Annotated in this window: 16 protein-coding genes; 10 read left to right on the forward strand and 6 right to left on the reverse strand. The window is 44.1% G+C overall.

All coding sequences use genetic code 11. The features are described from left to right. Positions 1-2 precede the first annotated feature (2 nt). The 3 genes from IGJ44_RS05070 to IGJ44_RS05080 are packed head-to-tail and all read right to left on the reverse strand — an operon-like array spanning position 3 to position 2,185. Entirely contained in the window at positions 3-407 is a 405-nt protein-coding gene (locus IGJ44_RS05070) for an arsenic metallochaperone ArsD family protein (RefSeq protein ID WP_074535115.1), read from the reverse strand. 51 nt (positions 408-458) lie between these two features. Continuing rightward, entirely contained in the window at positions 459-1,436 is a 978-nt protein-coding gene (locus IGJ44_RS05075) for an ABC transporter substrate-binding protein (RefSeq protein ID WP_430606230.1), read from the reverse strand. Continuing rightward, positions 1,433-2,185: a polysaccharide deacetylase family protein gene (locus tag IGJ44_RS05080; protein ID WP_175445268.1), complete on the reverse strand. Its 753-nt coding sequence runs from the start codon at positions 2,183-2,185 to the stop codon at positions 1,433-1,435. Before IGJ44_RS05080 ends, IGJ44_RS05075 begins: the two co-directional genes overlap by 4 nt. 96 nt (positions 2,186-2,281) lie before the next feature. On the opposite strand from IGJ44_RS05080, the gene IGJ44_RS05085 reads away from it, so the two are divergent. The 10 genes from IGJ44_RS05085 (at position 2,282) to IGJ44_RS05130 (ending at position 12,766) form a co-directional block, all read left to right on the forward strand. Continuing rightward, a complete protein-coding gene (locus IGJ44_RS05085; protein WP_205821230.1) occupies positions 2,282-3,001 on the forward strand; it encodes an ABC transporter ATP-binding protein in 720 nt (239 codons plus the stop codon). Further along, complete coding sequence (locus IGJ44_RS05090; protein ID WP_074534986.1) at positions 2,998-3,732, forward strand: ABC transporter permease; 735 nt, start codon at positions 2,998-3,000, stop codon at positions 3,730-3,732. Before IGJ44_RS05085 ends, IGJ44_RS05090 begins: the two co-directional genes overlap by 4 nt. A gap of 113 nt (positions 3,733-3,845) precedes the next feature. Then, positions 3,846-4,079 (forward strand): DUF1858 domain-containing protein, encoded by a 234-nt coding sequence (locus IGJ44_RS05095; protein WP_010747746.1) that lies wholly within the window; start codon positions 3,846-3,848, stop codon positions 4,077-4,079. Further along, positions 4,076-5,389 carry a DUF438 domain-containing protein gene (locus IGJ44_RS05100; protein ID WP_167822970.1) on the forward strand — a complete coding sequence of 438 codons (1,314 nt, stop codon included), beginning with the start codon at positions 4,076-4,078 and terminating at the stop codon, positions 5,387-5,389. The genes IGJ44_RS05095 and IGJ44_RS05100 overlap by 4 nt, the downstream gene beginning before the upstream one ends. 214 nt (positions 5,390-5,603) lie before the next feature. After that, positions 5,604-6,425, forward strand: coding sequence for a PRD domain-containing protein (locus IGJ44_RS05105; RefSeq protein ID WP_010747748.1), 822 nt, complete (start codon positions 5,604-5,606; stop codon positions 6,423-6,425). A gap of 111 nt (positions 6,426-6,536) precedes the next feature. Then, complete coding sequence (locus IGJ44_RS05110) at positions 6,537-8,471, forward strand: beta-glucoside-specific PTS transporter subunit IIABC (RefSeq protein WP_167823062.1); 1,935 nt, start codon at positions 6,537-6,539, stop codon at positions 8,469-8,471. Between the two features lie 13 nt (positions 8,472-8,484). After that, the gene (locus tag IGJ44_RS05115) at positions 8,485-9,972 is read left to right on the forward strand and encodes a sulfatase-like hydrolase/transferase (RefSeq protein ID WP_074534989.1); all 1,488 of its coding nucleotides are present in this window, start codon (positions 8,485-8,487) and stop codon (positions 9,970-9,972) included. A gap of 29 nt (positions 9,973-10,001) precedes the next feature. Continuing rightward, the gene (locus IGJ44_RS05120; protein WP_159160291.1) at positions 10,002-11,114 is read left to right on the forward strand and encodes a radical SAM/SPASM domain-containing protein; all 1,113 of its coding nucleotides are present in this window, start codon (positions 10,002-10,004) and stop codon (positions 11,112-11,114) included. Beyond that, complete coding sequence (locus tag IGJ44_RS05125; protein ID WP_074534991.1) at positions 11,111-11,887, forward strand: sulfite exporter TauE/SafE family protein; 777 nt, start codon at positions 11,111-11,113, stop codon at positions 11,885-11,887. Before IGJ44_RS05120 ends, IGJ44_RS05125 begins: the two co-directional genes overlap by 4 nt. A gap of 15 nt (positions 11,888-11,902) precedes the next feature. Next, positions 11,903-12,766, forward strand: a complete 864-nt coding sequence (locus IGJ44_RS05130) for a formylglycine-generating enzyme family protein (protein WP_074534992.1) — start codon at positions 11,903-11,905, stop codon at positions 12,764-12,766. A gap of 51 nt (positions 12,767-12,817) precedes the next feature. Here the strand turns inward: IGJ44_RS05130 and IGJ44_RS05135 are convergent, their stop codons facing one another. The 3 genes from IGJ44_RS05135 to IGJ44_RS05145 form a co-directional block, all read right to left on the reverse strand. After that, positions 12,818-13,660 (reverse strand): hypothetical protein, encoded by an 843-nt coding sequence (locus IGJ44_RS05135; RefSeq protein ID WP_074534993.1) that lies wholly within the window; start codon positions 13,658-13,660, stop codon positions 12,818-12,820. A 180-nt stretch (positions 13,661-13,840) separates the two neighbouring features. Continuing rightward, positions 13,841-14,056 carry a DUF378 domain-containing protein gene (locus IGJ44_RS05140; protein WP_008379021.1) on the reverse strand — a complete coding sequence of 72 codons (216 nt, stop codon included), beginning with the start codon at positions 14,054-14,056 and terminating at the stop codon, positions 13,841-13,843. A 28-nt stretch (positions 14,057-14,084) separates the two neighbouring features. Next, positions 14,085-14,429, reverse strand: coding sequence for a YrhK family protein (locus IGJ44_RS05145; RefSeq protein WP_015509287.1), 345 nt, complete (start codon positions 14,427-14,429; stop codon positions 14,085-14,087). Positions 14,430-14,446 lie beyond the last annotated feature (17 nt).

Consider the following 14,446-nt stretch of genomic DNA (forward strand, 5'->3'; position numbering starts at 1 on the left):
TGCTACTCATCAAATTGCACAGTGATCCCAGATTTCGTCAATTGTTCCCATTCACGGATCGTTGGCAAGCGTCCTTGGCAAAATAGCTGATCGTCGACATACACGAGTGGCAGACAGCTGCGGCCATTGCTTGCTAATTGCTGCCTGACGGCTTGATTCGTATGAAAAGGGGCAGGATCTTCTGTAAAGAAGTATTCGTCGATCGTTAAAGGTTCGTTATGGAATGTTTGATGAGCCTGGGTTCTTTCTTCATTTATTTTTAACTGGTGAGTCAAGTGTGCTTCCCAAGTATCTTCTTTCTGGTCGGCATAAACAGCGATCGTTGGCATTGAATCAAATCCTTTCATGGCAGCTGATTTGTCAAAAGTATACCTGAATTTCTTGCCACGAGCAAAAATGAGTATCAAAAAGAAGTGAAACAACAAAAAAAGACGCAAATGCGTCTTTTTTGTTGTTTCTTATTCGTCAGCGGGTAAAAAATCGAAATTGGTCAACTCGTTGTAAGAATACGCTTGGTCGATTTGACCCTTGTCTTTCGTCCAAGAAATGATTGCGTCGAATTGCTCTTGCGGCACTGCCTGGGCATACGGATAGTCTTCCTGGCTGTCTAAGTAGGTACTCATAGCATCGGGAAATTGATAGTCTGCCAAGATGTCGGCATAGTCTTTTGCTGAATGAGCATTCATGTAATCGATGGCTTCGTTGTAAGCACTGTAGAATGCTTTTAGGTCTTGCGGGCGATTTTGGATAATTTCGTCCATAAATTGCAGTGTGCCGCCTTTGATGCCAGCATCTTTAGAGCTGCCTAAAACAATCGCCCCTTGGGCAGCCAACATGCTGGCTTGCGGTTCCGTATAAACAGCGCCATCGACTTGGTCATTGAGCAATGCTTCGGAACGGGCAGAAAAAGAAGCGATATCCACGATGTCATAGGTAAAATCATTTTCCTGTGCAAATTGGTCCATGATGTATTCTAAAATGAAATTCGGTACAAGGGTGATTTTTTTATCCGCTAACCCTTTCATCTCAGTGATCCCTGAATTCGGTGAAGCGAGAATCTTGAAGTTTTCCAAAATATCAGAAGTGATCGTCATATCAATGCCGTTTTGCTTAAAGGTCGCTTCTGTCATGACATCGCTGATCGTACCATCCAGCTCGCCTGCCTGCACCGCCACATTGCGATCATTCGGGGAAGTGAAGGATTTGAGTTCCACAGTCAATCCTTGCTTTTCGAAAAAGCCTTCTTCTTTTGCTAGAATGATCGGAATCGCTGATTCTGCTGGTAACACCCCGATCGTCAATGTTTGATCTGTGACCGCAGCTTCTGTACTGATAGTGCTGGAATTGCTGGTACTTGCTGTTTCGCCAGTGTTACCGCATGCGGCAGCGCCAACAGCGAATAGTGCTAGGATACTTGCTAAAATCGTTTTTTTCATTGGTTCATTTCCTCGTTTCTAAATCGTTGTTCAAAAGCAGCCATTGGTAGTGAGAACGGGATGACTGCCCGATGGAGTTCCATTGGCTTGGTTTGTGCCGTGTTGATACCTGGTTTGGTGGTAAATGCTAGAACGAAGCCTTCCTTTTCCAAGGTAGCGATCGTCTGCGGATCATAAAAGCCAAAGGGATAGGCAAAAACATCCTTGATGGCCACGTGCTGATTGCAGCTTCGTAAGTCTTGCGCAAAGGCTGCTGGTGTTTCCCACATTGAACGCCCTTGCTGGTCCTTGCGTTCGTGAAAATGATCGGTATGGTTGGCATATTCGAAGACATCGCTCATTTCGGCTAATTCGACGCTGCTCAATGTCCGCGAAACTTCTGGCTCGTAAGGCTGTGGGGCATCAAAAAGCCAGCCAGTCACGACAAAGGCTGTTGCCTTGAAACCAGCTTCTTTCAACAGTGGGTAGGCATATTCTTTCATCGATTGATAGCAGTCGTCAAAGGTCAGCAACACGGATTTTTCTGGTAGCGGCTGCTGCTGGAAATAAAAATCTTTGACTTCTGCAAGGGTCAACGTATGGTAATTTTCTGCTTTCAAAAAGTCAATTTGTTGTTTAAAATGAGAAGTGCTATTGAATAAGGGCAGAGGCAAGGCATCTTGATACCCGTCTGCGACTTTGATCGGGCGAACCTGATCATAAAGTTCTGCTTCGGGACGTATTTCATGAAATACGAGGGTCTGAAACATCATAAACCATCCTTTCTTGTCAATCACGCAAAAAATAGTATAGCACAAAATGTGAAAACCAACACAAATAATTTGAAGAAAGAAGTTTATTCTCTGATGAGTATTCTATTCGATTCCGTTTCCTTTACCTATGGAGATACCGCCATTTTTAAAAACCTTTCGTTTTGTTTTGAACAAAGCGCGACCTATGTGCTGCTGGGAGAATCGGGCATTGGCAAAAGCACGCTTTTATCCTTGATCAAAGGGTTGCAGCGACCGCAATCGGGCACGATCACTTATCAAGGCTGTTCCCCTGACAACATCGAGGTCGTTTTCCAAGAACTGCATTTGTTTCCTTGGCAAACAGTCTACCAAGCACTGGAAATGCCGCTACTCATCAACCAAATCCCTAGTGAGAGTCGTAAAAAACGGGTCGCCAGCTGTTTGGCTGAGTTGGGATTGACGCAGGTGCAGGACCGCTATCCGCATCAGCTTAGCGGCGGTCAAAAACAGCGGACCGCCATGGGGCGGGGACTGATCACACAGCCCGATGTTTTATTATTGGATGAGCCGACTGCTTCGCTGGACCAAGAAACCAAAGCAAACGCCCAAGCCATGATCGCTGCCCAACAGCAGCGCAGACAAAACAGCTTGATTGTGGTGACCCACGATCCAGAAGAGGCAGTGTTTTTGGGGCAGACAATTTTGCTGCTAAAAGATCAGGGCGCTACGCCGATCAGTAATCCATTTTACGGCAGCCAGCAGGAACGAGACTCGTTGGCTTTTTATGAAGTCGTCTTGCAGTTAAAAGAACAAATGAGGGAGGCGAGGCAATGAAACCCATCAAATCTTTTGCTTGGGGCTTCTGTTCGTTTGTCGTGGTTTGGTGGGGCGTAAGCTGGGTGACCAACAATCGCTCACTGCCTAATCCTTTAGAAACGGCCGAACGTTTTTGGGCACTGCGAGAAGTCTTACTGATCCACGCATGTGCCAGTTTGCTGCGGGTATTTGCGGCGTTGAGTGGGGCGTTGCTAGTCGGGGTGCCGTTAGGAATCTTGATTGGGCGATCCCAAAGAGTGGATCGGCTGCTTGGTCCACTGCTTTACTTTTTATATCCGATTCCTAAAGTTGCGTTTTTACCCGTCTTTATGATTTTCTTTGGCTTAGGCAATCTCTCAAAAATTCTCTTGATTTTTGCGGTGATCGTCATTCAAGTGATCGTCTCGATTCGTGATGCAGTCACGAAGATCCCACCAGCGTATTTTCAGGTCATGAAAAATTATACCAATCAATGGCGCCATGTCTTGCGCTTCGTTATTTTGCCCGCGCTCATGCCCGCGCTTTTTGCCAGTGTGCGGGTCAGTATCGGGATCGCGTTGGCTTCCCTCTTTTTTGCCGAAAACTATAACACGACGTATGGTGTCGGCTATCTGATCTTAAGTGCGTGGTCAAAAATGGACTACCCACAAATGCTCTCGGGTATCCTCCTGATTGCTTTGATGGGCTATCTGCTTTTTGCCAGTATCGATTGGTTGGAAAAAGTGGTGTGCCGTTACCGACAATCTTAGAAAAGAATGATCGATTGATAAATGTTTGCGGCAGTTCGTGTATTTTTGAACAAAATGATTTATACTAAGGATATCTTATTGAGAATCATTCTCATCGAAAGGAAGACCTTACTATGAAAGAAATCGATCTGTCAAAAACGCTCTATGAACTTGTGGCACAATATCCTGAAATACAAGAAATCATGAGTCAACTAGGGTTTACGGCGATCAATCAACCAGGGATGCTGCAAACTGCTGGACGTTATATGACGATACCCAAAGGTGCTCAGATGAAGAAGATCCCCTTGGAAATGGTTTGTCTCGCTTTCGAAAAACAAGGGTTTCTTGTGAAAGGAGCGACGAAATGAAAACCAACAGTCAAAGACAAGAACGGATCGTCGAAATACTGAGTTTGCTTCACCAAGGCGGTTCCTTTGAAGAAGCTAAACGCTTGTTTAACGAAGAATTTGATGGTGTGGATGTGACGGAGATTACTGCTGCTGAAAAAGCTTTGATCCAAACGGGGTTGGACCCTTCTGAGATTCAGCGTTTGTGCAATATTCATGCTGCTGTTTTTAAAGGATCGATCAATGAGATCCATCACTCCAATGAAGAATATGGGCAACCAGGCCATCCTGTGCATACCCTGAGATTGGAGAACCAAGTCCTGCAATCCCTGTTGACCGATGAGATCGACAGCCTCTTAGCCAAAATCAAAACCGGTGATTGGACGCCTAAAAAGCGTCTACAAGCTGCCTGCAATGATTTAATGCAGATCGACAAACACTATGCGCGAAAAGAAACGTTGATTTTTTCTTACATGGAGAAGTACGGCATCACTGCGCCGCCAAAAGTGATGTGGGGTGTTGATGATGATATTCGGGTTATGATCAAAGCGCTCAATGAGCTTTTGGCATCCGAAAAAGCTGCCTATAATCCAATTGCTGTCCAATGGGAAGCAGTCAAAAACGAGATCGAAGAGATGATTTTCAAAGAAGAAGAAATCATGGTGCCCATGACGCTGGATGTCTTCAGTCTTAAAGATTGGGAACAAATTGCGACTGACAGTTTTGACATCGGCTTTGCCTTTATCCCAGAACCGCTTCCTTGGAAACCGAGCCAAGAAGCCCTTGAAAAGGAACAGGCGGCAGAACCCGCACGGCAAGCGGCGATCAAACAAGCCCAAGAAACAACCGCTGGCATCGCAGCCGGTTTAGGATTCAATGACTTTCAAGTCACAGAATCGGAAGATTCGCCGCAAATTGCTGAACAGCCGACCGTTTCATTGCCTACTGGTAATCTGCAATTTGAGCAATTGGTGGCCATTTTTCAAACGCTGCCAGTGGACTTGACCTTTGTAGATAGTGAAGAGCGGGTGCGCTTTTATTCAGAAGGCAAGAGTCGCGTCTTTCCACGAACGAATTCGGTTTTAGGTCGTGAAGTCGTCAACTGCCATCCACCGAAAAGCATGCATCTCGTGCAACAGATTTTGGATGATTTTCGAGCGGGTACAAGGGAGACAGCTGAATTTTGGATCGATATGCGGGGCCGTAAAATCTATATTCGCTACTTTGCATTAAAAAATGAAGCAGGCATCTATTTAGGTTGTCTAGAAGTCACGCAAGACATTACGGAGATCCAAAAAATCGAAGGGCAAAGCCGGTTGCTGGATCAGTGAGCAGTTTGGAGAAAGGCTGATCCGTGTCTATTTGAAACGAAGCAAAAAAAGAAAAATCAATAAAACGCTTGCAACGTTTCTAGAAAAATAGTATAGTAAAGGCAATCAAATGGGTAGTTACTGATAATGCAGGCTATACCTTTTTACGTGTGTATGGATCCTACACATGTATTAAGGTATCGCCTTTTTTCATTTTAAGGAGGTGAGAAGCGTCTTGAAGATCAAAAAAATCTTAAACAACAATGCAGTTTTGGTCGGACAAGATGGCAAAGATTTTATCTGGATCGGTACCGGCCTTGGCTTCAAAATGAAACCAGGACAAACCGCCGATGAATCAAAAATTGAAAAAGTGTTTGTGCTTCATAAGAAATCCTCTGATCGTTTGATGGAATTGCTAGAGAACATTCCAATCCAATATGCGTCTCTTGCGGATGATATTATCCGTTATGGAAAGCAAGTCATTTCCTACCAATTAAGTGATTCCATTTACATCTCTTTGACGGATCACATCTATAATTTGATTCGCTTGAAAGAAGAAGGGATCAGCATTAACAATCGCTTGACCTGGGAAATCAAGCGTTTCTATCCCAACGAGTATGCAGTAGGAGAGCATGCGGTTCGATTGATTGAAAGCAAAACGCAATTCTCCCTAAATGAGGCAGAGATCAGTAATATCGCCATGCATTTTATTAATGCGCAAATCAATGACGATTCAGAGAAGATGGAAGATATCGAATTGTTGACACAAAAAATCAAAGACATTATTTCACTTATTCGTATTCACAATCGTGTGCACATTGATGAGAATAGTTTAGCTTTCGATCGCTTCGTCACCCATTTGAGATTCTTTTTTAAACGGATTGAAAACAAGGAAATCGTTGAAGGCGTCGGGAATCCTCTGTTAGTCCACGTGATTGATAAATATCCTAAAGCCTATGAAACCACCCGTTTGATTGGCGAATATTTAAATAAAACATTATATGACGATGAACAATTGTATTTAACGCTTCATGTACAAAAATTGATCGATCAATAATTCAAGGTGTTACTGGTAAAGCAGGCAAGACTTGACAAGGCTACAAGAAATGTAGTGTTGTTTGGTCTTGCCTTTTTTATTGGTTTTATAGTAGAGAAAGGAATGAATGAGATGCAATACCAAGAATTGAATGAACAAATTTTAAAGAATATCGGCGGAAAAGAAAACATTGCTGGATTGACGCATTGTATTACCCGTCTTCGGTTTAAACTTAAAGATGAATCAAAAGCCCAGACCCAAACGATCAAAAATTTGCCGGGGGTTGTCACCGTCGTCCAAAGTGGGGGACAATATCAAGTAGTTATCGGAAATCACGTAGCAGAAGTTTATAAAGAATTTACGGACATGATCGATATGAATACGGAAGAAACTTCTGGACAAGAGGAAGAACCAAAAGGGATTTTAAACCGATTTATCGATATTGTCGCTGGTATTTTTACGCCGATCATCAATGTCTTGATGGCAGCAGGGATGATCAAAGGGTTACTTGCTTTATTGACAACGTTTGAAGTGCTGGATAAAGCATCAGGGACGTATTTGATTTTAAATGCGACAGGGGATGGATTGTTTTATTTCTTCCCACTCTTTCTAGGGTACACTGCTTCGAAAAAATTTGGGGGTAAACCCTTTATCGGAATGGCGATCGGGGCAGCATTAGTTTATCCGACGATCGTAGCAGCAAATGGCGGAAGCGAAGCGATGTATACCTTATTTGCAGGTTCTGTCTTAGAATCTCCAATCTATATTACTTTTCTTGGAATCCCTGTTATATTGATGAGCTATACTTCAAGCGTGATTCCGATTATTGCAGCTACTTATTTGGCATCAAAACTAGAAGCTTTCTTTTCTTTATTGATTCCACGAGCAGTGCGGAGTTTCTTTGTTTCTTTTCTGACCTTGATCATCACAGTTCCATTAGTCTTTCTAATCGTTGGACCGATTACTACTTGGGCAGGATTATTATTAGGGCAAGCGTTGTCAGCTGCTTACGAGTTTAGTCCGATTATCGCGGGTATTGTTATTGGTGGATTTTGGCAAGTCTTCATTATGTTTGGCCTGCATTGGGGCTTTGTGCCGATCGCTTTGAACAACTATGCCACACTAGGGTACGATGTCGTGATGATGGCTGGTCTGGCAACACCCGTGGCGATGGCGGGAGTCACCCTCGCAATCTTTTTGAAAACTAGAAACAAAAAATTAAAAGAAATTGCCTTCCCTGCTTTTCTTTCGGCAATCTTTGGTATCACGGAGCCGGCACTGTATGGGGTAACCTTACCAAGGAAAAAAGCATTTTATACTACCTCCATCGCAGTCGCTGTTGCAGGAGGAATCATGGGATTGTTCAAAACGAGAGTCTATATCAATGGTGGGACAGGTATTTTCGCTTTACCACGATTTATTCACCCAGAAAATGGTATTGATAACAGCTTTATCGGGTTTGCCTTAGCTAGTGCCGTTGCCTTTGGATTAGGATTTTTGATCACGTTCTTTTATGCTTATAATCCTAAAAGTGATGACGAACCAGCTAGTGAAGGCACCAAGGAAAAAAACGTGGAGCCATCGACACTGAATCATGAACTTGGACAAACTGTTCTCTATGATTTAGCAACACCAGTTAGAGGAACGATCATCCCACTAAAAGAAGTAAAAGACGAAGCGTTTTCCAGTGGATTGTTAGGGAAAGGATTAGCTGTCATTCCGTCAGAAGGAAAGGTCTACGCACCAGCAGATGGAATTGTTTCAACACTTTTTCCGACAAATCATGCTGTGGGAATCACGACCGCAGATGGTGTTGAAGTTCTGATTCATGTTGGGATGGATACAGTGAATTTGAAAGGACAGTATTTCCAGCCAGCCGTTGCCCAAGGAGACTCAGTAACGAAGGGACAATTACTTTTGAGTTTTGATAAAGACGCATTGGAAAAAGAAGGCTATTCCATCGTGACACCGATTATTATTTCAAACACGGCGGATTACCTAGATATTGTTGAAACAGACAAACAAGATGTTGAAAAACAAGATACCTTATTAACGGTCATCGGTTAGGAGGAAAGACAAGTTGAAAAAAAATATCTTTTTATTCGTAGCAGATCAGATGAGAAATGACGCACTCGCACATATGGGGAATCCCGCATCAATCACCCCTAACTTTGATGAACTGGCAGAAGAAGGGGTTTCATTTGAAAATGCCTACTGCCAAAACCCTGTCTGTGTGCCTTCTAGAAATAGTTTTCTGACGGGTTTTTATCCACATGTCAATGGGCATCGAACGATGCACTATTTGCAAAGAGAAGATGAACCCAATATTTTGAAAGAAATGAAGAATCAAGGCTATGAAGTCATCTGGATCGGCAGAAATGATGTGGTTCCAGGGGATAAACCAAAAACAGACTATTGTGATGAATATTATGACGGTGTAGTAGACGAAAACACTCGGGATGCTCAAAACAGTGAAGTCAATCATTCTGCTGATATGAACGAAGCCAGTAAACAGCTGTACGACCAGATGCTTTCAGGAGATACGTATTATTCATTTTATATGGGAAAATTACCAGACAGTGAGGGCTATGGCAAAACGGACTGGAATTGTGTGAAAAAGGCGTTGGACTATCTTGAACGCCGCAGTCAGGAAAAGACAGACAAACCATTTTTCATTTATTGTACGATCTCATTCCCACATCCACCCTATGCTTGCGAAGATCCATGGTATTCGAGTATTGATCGTCAGAAACTGCCGAAACGCCGGCCGAATATCAAAGATATTCCTAACAAAGCCTCAATGCTGTATGGCATCAATGAGAAACAGAATTTGAACGGTTGGACAGAAGAGCGTTTTGATGAATTACGAGCTACCTATTTAGCAATGGTTTCGCGTTTTGATCATCAACTGGGCATGATCAAAGAGAAGCTGCGTGAAACAGGCTTTTATGATGAAACAAACCTCATTGTTTTCAGTGACCATGGAGACTATACTGGTGACTACACGATCACTGAAAAAGTCCAAAACTGTTTTGAAGAGCCGATCACGAATGTCCCATTGGTCATCAAACCTGCTAAAACGATTGAAAGTGTGCCGCGAATCACCAAAGCACAAGCGGAACTGCTAGATTTACCAGCAACGATCGCCGAACTGGCTGAGTTTGATCTTTCCTATACACAATTTGGAAAATCCTTGGTTCCTGTGATCAAAGGAGCCGAAGAGCACAAAGATGCTGTTTTTTGCGAAGGCGGACGCATTCATGGCGAGACACAAGCGATGGAGCTGGGGCATGGACCGAAATCTCCGTATTGGCCGCGGCTTGCGACACAGTATAGCGAAGGTCCGGAACATACAAAAGCAGTTATGTGCAAGATGGGAAACTATAAATATGTGATGCGTCTTTATGAGCATGACGAATTATATGATTTGGAAAAAGACCCAATGGAAATCAAAAACTTGGCACTAGAAAAAGAATACGCCGAAATTGTCGAGAAAATGAAGCAACGCGTTACTCGTTTTTATATGGAAACGACTGATTTTGTTCCGATGAAACGGGACAAACGCTAAATAAGTAAAAAAAGAATCGAGGCCTCCACATGAAACACATCTCCGTATTGATCAAGCCAGCATCCTCTCTTTGCAATCTGCGCTGCACCTATTGCTTTTATGCTAACGTCAGTTCCTTGCGTGAAGTGCGTTCCTTTGGCAAAATGAAAGAGGATGTAATGGAAAAGATGATTGCAAACATTTATGCAGACTTAGAAGCTGGCGATCATTTGACGTTGGCATTTCAAGGCGGAGAGCCGACGATGGCGGGGCTGAGTTATTTTAGAAAACTAACGGCTTATGTTGCGGCGCAAAAAAAGCAAGTGACAGTACACTATGCGATCCAGACCAACGGCATGGTGATCAATGACAAGTGGTGTCGTTTTTTGAAAGAGCATCGCTTTTTAGTCGGGCTGTCGATCGATGGGCATCCGCTTGCGCACGATCGGCATCGATTAGACGCCAAAGGGCGGGGAACCTTTGCGCGGGTTATACAGACCAAGCGGTTATTGGATGCCTATCAGATCGAGTACAATGTCTTGTGCGTGTTGACAAATCCGTTAGCAAAGGAAGCCCAGCGTGTGTTTGATTTTCTCAAGGAAGAGCAGATTGCATTTGTGCAGTTCATTCCTTGTTTGGCTGATTTGGATGCCACATCAACCAACGACTATGCCTTGACACCAAAAAGCTTTGCTGGCTTTTATCAGCAGCTGTTGGCGTTTTGGCTGCAGGAATTGACGCAAGGGCACTACCTAAGTATCAAGCTGTTCGATGACTTATTGAATCTATTGGTGCGGCAGCAAGTAACTGCCTGCGGGATTCTAGGCAATTGCCAAGTGCAGTATGTGATCGAAGCCGACGGCAGTGTCTATCCTTGTGACTTCTATGTATTAGATGAGTTTCGCATGGGCTATATCCAAGAGCAAACGTTGCGGGAATTGTTTTCTCAAGACTGTTCGCAGCAGTTTTTGTGCCAGAAAAAAGACATGCCTTCGAAGTGTACGCAATGTCCTTTCCAAAAAATGTGCCGAGGAGGCTGTAAGCGAATGAAAGATGCAATGTACGTGGATAGTGAGGGTTTTTGCGGCTATCAGGAGCTGTTAAAAGACTTTACACCTAGAATCAATGAGATACTGGGGCTTTTGCAAGGGGTGAGACAATGATCGGACTGATTTATTTTCTCGTGATCGTCTTAGCAAATGCCGTAGGGGCAGTTTCGGGCATGGGAGGCGGCGTGCTGATCAAACCGATTTTCGATTTTATCGGCGCCCATTCTGTTGCTGCGATCTCTTTTTACTCGGCGACAGCGGTCTTCACGATGTCCATCGTTTCGACAGCTAGACAATTAGCCAGTGGACGGAAAATCAATTGGTCGATTGCCTTGTGGGTTTCTGGCGGCGCTGTGTTAGGCGGTGTTTTAGGCAATGTTGCCTTTGAACAGCTATTGCTGGTCTTTCGTGACGACAAGATGGTTCAGCTGATCCAAATCCTTGTGACCGTGCTAACGCTATTGTTTGCTTTTTTGTATACAAAATATAACTGGCGCGGGTTTGCGCTGGAAAAAGTTGGCTGGTATGCAGCTTGTGGCTTGATTCTCGGCTTTCTAGCCAGTTTGCTGGGGATCGGCGGCGGACCCATCAATGTTTCTTTATTGATGCTGCTGTTTGCCATGCCGATCAAAGAGGCGACGATTTATTCAATTTGTACGATTTTTTTCTCACAGCTGGCAAAAATTTTGACGATCGCTTTTACGACAGGTTTTGGTGCGTATGATCTGCAAATTTTGTGGTTTGTTATTCCAGCCGCGATCGTGGGAGGACTCTTAGGCGCCAAGGCCAGCAACGTTCTGTCACCGCAGCGAGTGACACTGGTATTTCAAACTGTGATCGTGCTGGTGTTACTGATCAATCTGTACAATGGCTATCAATTATTGTAAAAAGGAGGCAAGCAGATGCCCACGATTCCAGCAGGAACTTATCGAATCGGCACGAATACGATGGACGGCTTTGCCGAGGATCTTGAGGGACCGCAAATCAGCCTCGACAGCCCAGCATTTGCCATTGATGCCACGACGGTGACGAACCAAGCTTTCCAAGTTTTTGTGGAAACAACAGGATATGTCACAGAAGCCGAGCGCTTTGGCTGGTCGTTCGTTTTTCACTATTTTTTAAGTGAGCAAACGAAACACCGCAGTCAAAAGGTACCAAATATGGCTTGGTGGTACGCGGTTAGCGGCGCAGATTGGCATCATCCTGAAGGACCTGATTCAACGATTGCCCAGCGGATGGATCACCCAGTGGTTCAGGTGTCTCGCAACGATGCGATCGCCTATTGCCACTGGGCAAACAAACGCCTCCCGACAGAAGCAGAGTGGGAGATCGCTGCAAAAGGCGGGACAAGTTTTGAAAAATATCCTTGGGGAAGGGAATTTTTGGCAGAAAATACCTATCATTGCAATATTTGGCAAGGTGAGTTTCCAAAAAGCAACACGCAAGCAGATGGCTTTGCCAATACAGCGCCAGCGAAATGGTATGAGTCCAACGGCTTTGGTCTGTATCAAATGATCGGCAACGTCTGGGAATGGTGCGTCAATCCTGCCCGCATCCCGCTGACGCAGTTTCAACAACAGACGGGACAAACCTTGTGGGCAAGGAATCAAACACAAGATGATCAAATGTATGCGACTCGCGGCGGTTCGTTTTTGTGCCACGAATCCTATTGCAAACGATACCGAATTGCCGCTAGAAATGGTAATTCTGGGATGTCGGCAGCCAATAATTTAGGGTTTCGGTGTGTCAAAGACTTGGATCAGTAAACCGATAAAAGCAAAAGCGGCACCTATCCACGTGGATAGGTGCCGCTTGTTTTATTGCCATTCGGATTGATAATTTCCTTTGAGATCATAAACATAATTGATCTCGGTGCGATTACGAATCCCATTTAAACCAACGGTCCAAGTCCATTCGCCTTGGAAGCCGTTTAAAATGACGATGCTGACGCCAGGGACATAGTGATCCAGCTGAGCTGCTCGTGCCTCAGAATCCTTAATGATCTTGGGAATGACGCCCCAGTCGATGGCATCAAAGGCAATGGTATCTTCCATCGAAAGCTCGATCGTATCGTCGTCTTTTTTCCATTTGGTCAACAGATTTTCTGGGTAATACCAATACTCGTCTTGCAGGCCTGTGTTTGGATTGATCACTCGCGCAACTGCATAAATGCCGCTTTTCAGCGGGACATTGCGGATGTGAAAACTATAGCTGACCAGTTGCAGCTCTTTGTCCTTGAGTGAGGATTGATTCGGCAGCGCAGCCATAATTTCTTTGGCACTGGCTTCTTCTCGAAAGAGTTGGCGGTCTACAGGTAAAAAGGTGGAAACTACGCCAATACAAAAGAGAATCACTGGCAGCAAGAGCAATGAGAATAACCAATAGAATGGCGATTTTTTGCGTTTCTTGATGCCGATGATCAGACCGATCAAAAAGACCAGCAGGATCCCTGCTACCCAAAAATAGGGGAACAAACGAATGATCTGATGCCTGGTTTCAACGACTTGGTATTCATTCAGACCAAACCAATTTTCCGCGATGGTGAGGTTATTTAAAACAATGATTCCGCCAATAATACTTAAAATAAATAAGAAAATCAATAGCAAAAGCATCCAGCCGAGTATCCGACGTATCAGCGAGGGTCTAGTAGGTGGGGTCATGAGTCACGTCCTTTTTGTTTTTTCGAAAATAGCAGGTTAAATACAAGAGTAGTACAACTGGTGTTTTTTTTCAATGATTGTAGACAGAAAAACTGCATCCACCGATGCGACCTCAAAAAGTTAGACCAAAAATCTAACTTTTTAGGGTCAGGACACCGCAGATGCAGGTTTTATTTTCATTTAGTCGAGGGTTTGTTGCCGGGCGATAGCTGGAAAGAATTTCAGGCTATACAATGCGCTGATCCCAACTAGAATATAAATGACGCGGGCAATGATCGACGTGCTGCCGCCGGTGATCGCTGCGACAAGGTCAAACTCGAAGGCGCCGACCAGCAGCCAATTGATACCGCCGATGATCAATAAGGTCAGTGCGATCCCATCAAATGTTTTTAACATAGGAAACTCCTCTCTAGTTGTCGTCCCATCAACGTTCATCGTCGGTGATGGTGACATCTTTTTCTTTCTCGCCTTCTTGATTGCGCTCATTATAGATATAGACATGGCGAACGATTTTAATCAGCGGGCGAATGGTCAAAAAGACACCGCCGATCAAATAGGCGATCGTTCCGTATATCGCAGGCAAACTAGTTAATGAAACGATACTCCCGAAAATATAAAACAAGCCCGTCAAAATATCATTCGTAAGTGAGATCAACATGTAGCGATTTTGAAAATAGATGCGAAAGCGACTTGCCTTGATGATCACATCTTCTTCTTTTCCCGGATCGAATTGATGTTCACTCCGTTTGATTTTTGGCATAGGTGCCATCACTGCTCCTTTATTTG

The organism is Enterococcus sp. DIV1368d (assembly GCF_050542975.1).
In the GTDB taxonomy this organism is placed as follows: Bacteria; Bacillota; Bacilli; order Lactobacillales; family Enterococcaceae; genus Enterococcus_D; species Enterococcus_D casseliflavus.

Bases quoted from the DNA above. Each gene is read 5' to 3' on its own strand.
- IGJ44_RS05090 (WP_074534986.1), top strand. From the start codon at position 2,998: ATGAAACCCATCAAATCTTTTGCTTGGGGCTTCTGTTCGTTTGTCGTG.
- IGJ44_RS05135 (WP_074534993.1), bottom strand. From the start codon at position 13,660: ATGACCCCACCTACTAGACCCTCGCTGATACGTCGGATACTCGGCTGG.
- IGJ44_RS05085 (WP_205821230.1), top strand. From the start codon at position 2,282: ATGAGTATTCTATTCGATTCCGTTTCCTTTACCTATGGAGATACCGCC.
- IGJ44_RS05110 (WP_167823062.1), top strand. From the start codon at position 6,537: ATGCAATACCAAGAATTGAATGAACAAATTTTAAAGAATATCGGCGGA.
- IGJ44_RS05125 (WP_074534991.1), top strand. From the start codon at position 11,111: ATGATCGGACTGATTTATTTTCTCGTGATCGTCTTAGCAAATGCCGTA.
- IGJ44_RS05100 (WP_167822970.1), top strand. From the start codon at position 4,076: ATGAAAACCAACAGTCAAAGACAAGAACGGATCGTCGAAATACTGAGT.
- IGJ44_RS05075 (WP_430606230.1), bottom strand. From the start codon at position 1,436: ATGAAAAAAACGATTTTAGCAAGTATCCTAGCACTATTCGCTGTTGGC.
- IGJ44_RS05130 (WP_074534992.1), top strand. From the start codon at position 11,903: ATGCCCACGATTCCAGCAGGAACTTATCGAATCGGCACGAATACGATG.
- IGJ44_RS05140 (WP_008379021.1), bottom strand. From the start codon at position 14,056: ATGTTAAAAACATTTGATGGGATCGCACTGACCTTATTGATCATCGGC.
- IGJ44_RS05145 (WP_015509287.1), bottom strand. From the start codon at position 14,429: ATGGCACCTATGCCAAAAATCAAACGGAGTGAACATCAATTCGATCCG.
- IGJ44_RS05120 (WP_159160291.1), top strand. From the start codon at position 10,002: ATGAAACACATCTCCGTATTGATCAAGCCAGCATCCTCTCTTTGCAAT.
- IGJ44_RS05095 (WP_010747746.1), top strand. From the start codon at position 3,846: ATGAAAGAAATCGATCTGTCAAAAACGCTCTATGAACTTGTGGCACAA.
- IGJ44_RS05080 (WP_175445268.1), bottom strand. From the start codon at position 2,185: ATGTTTCAGACCCTCGTATTTCATGAAATACGTCCCGAAGCAGAACTT.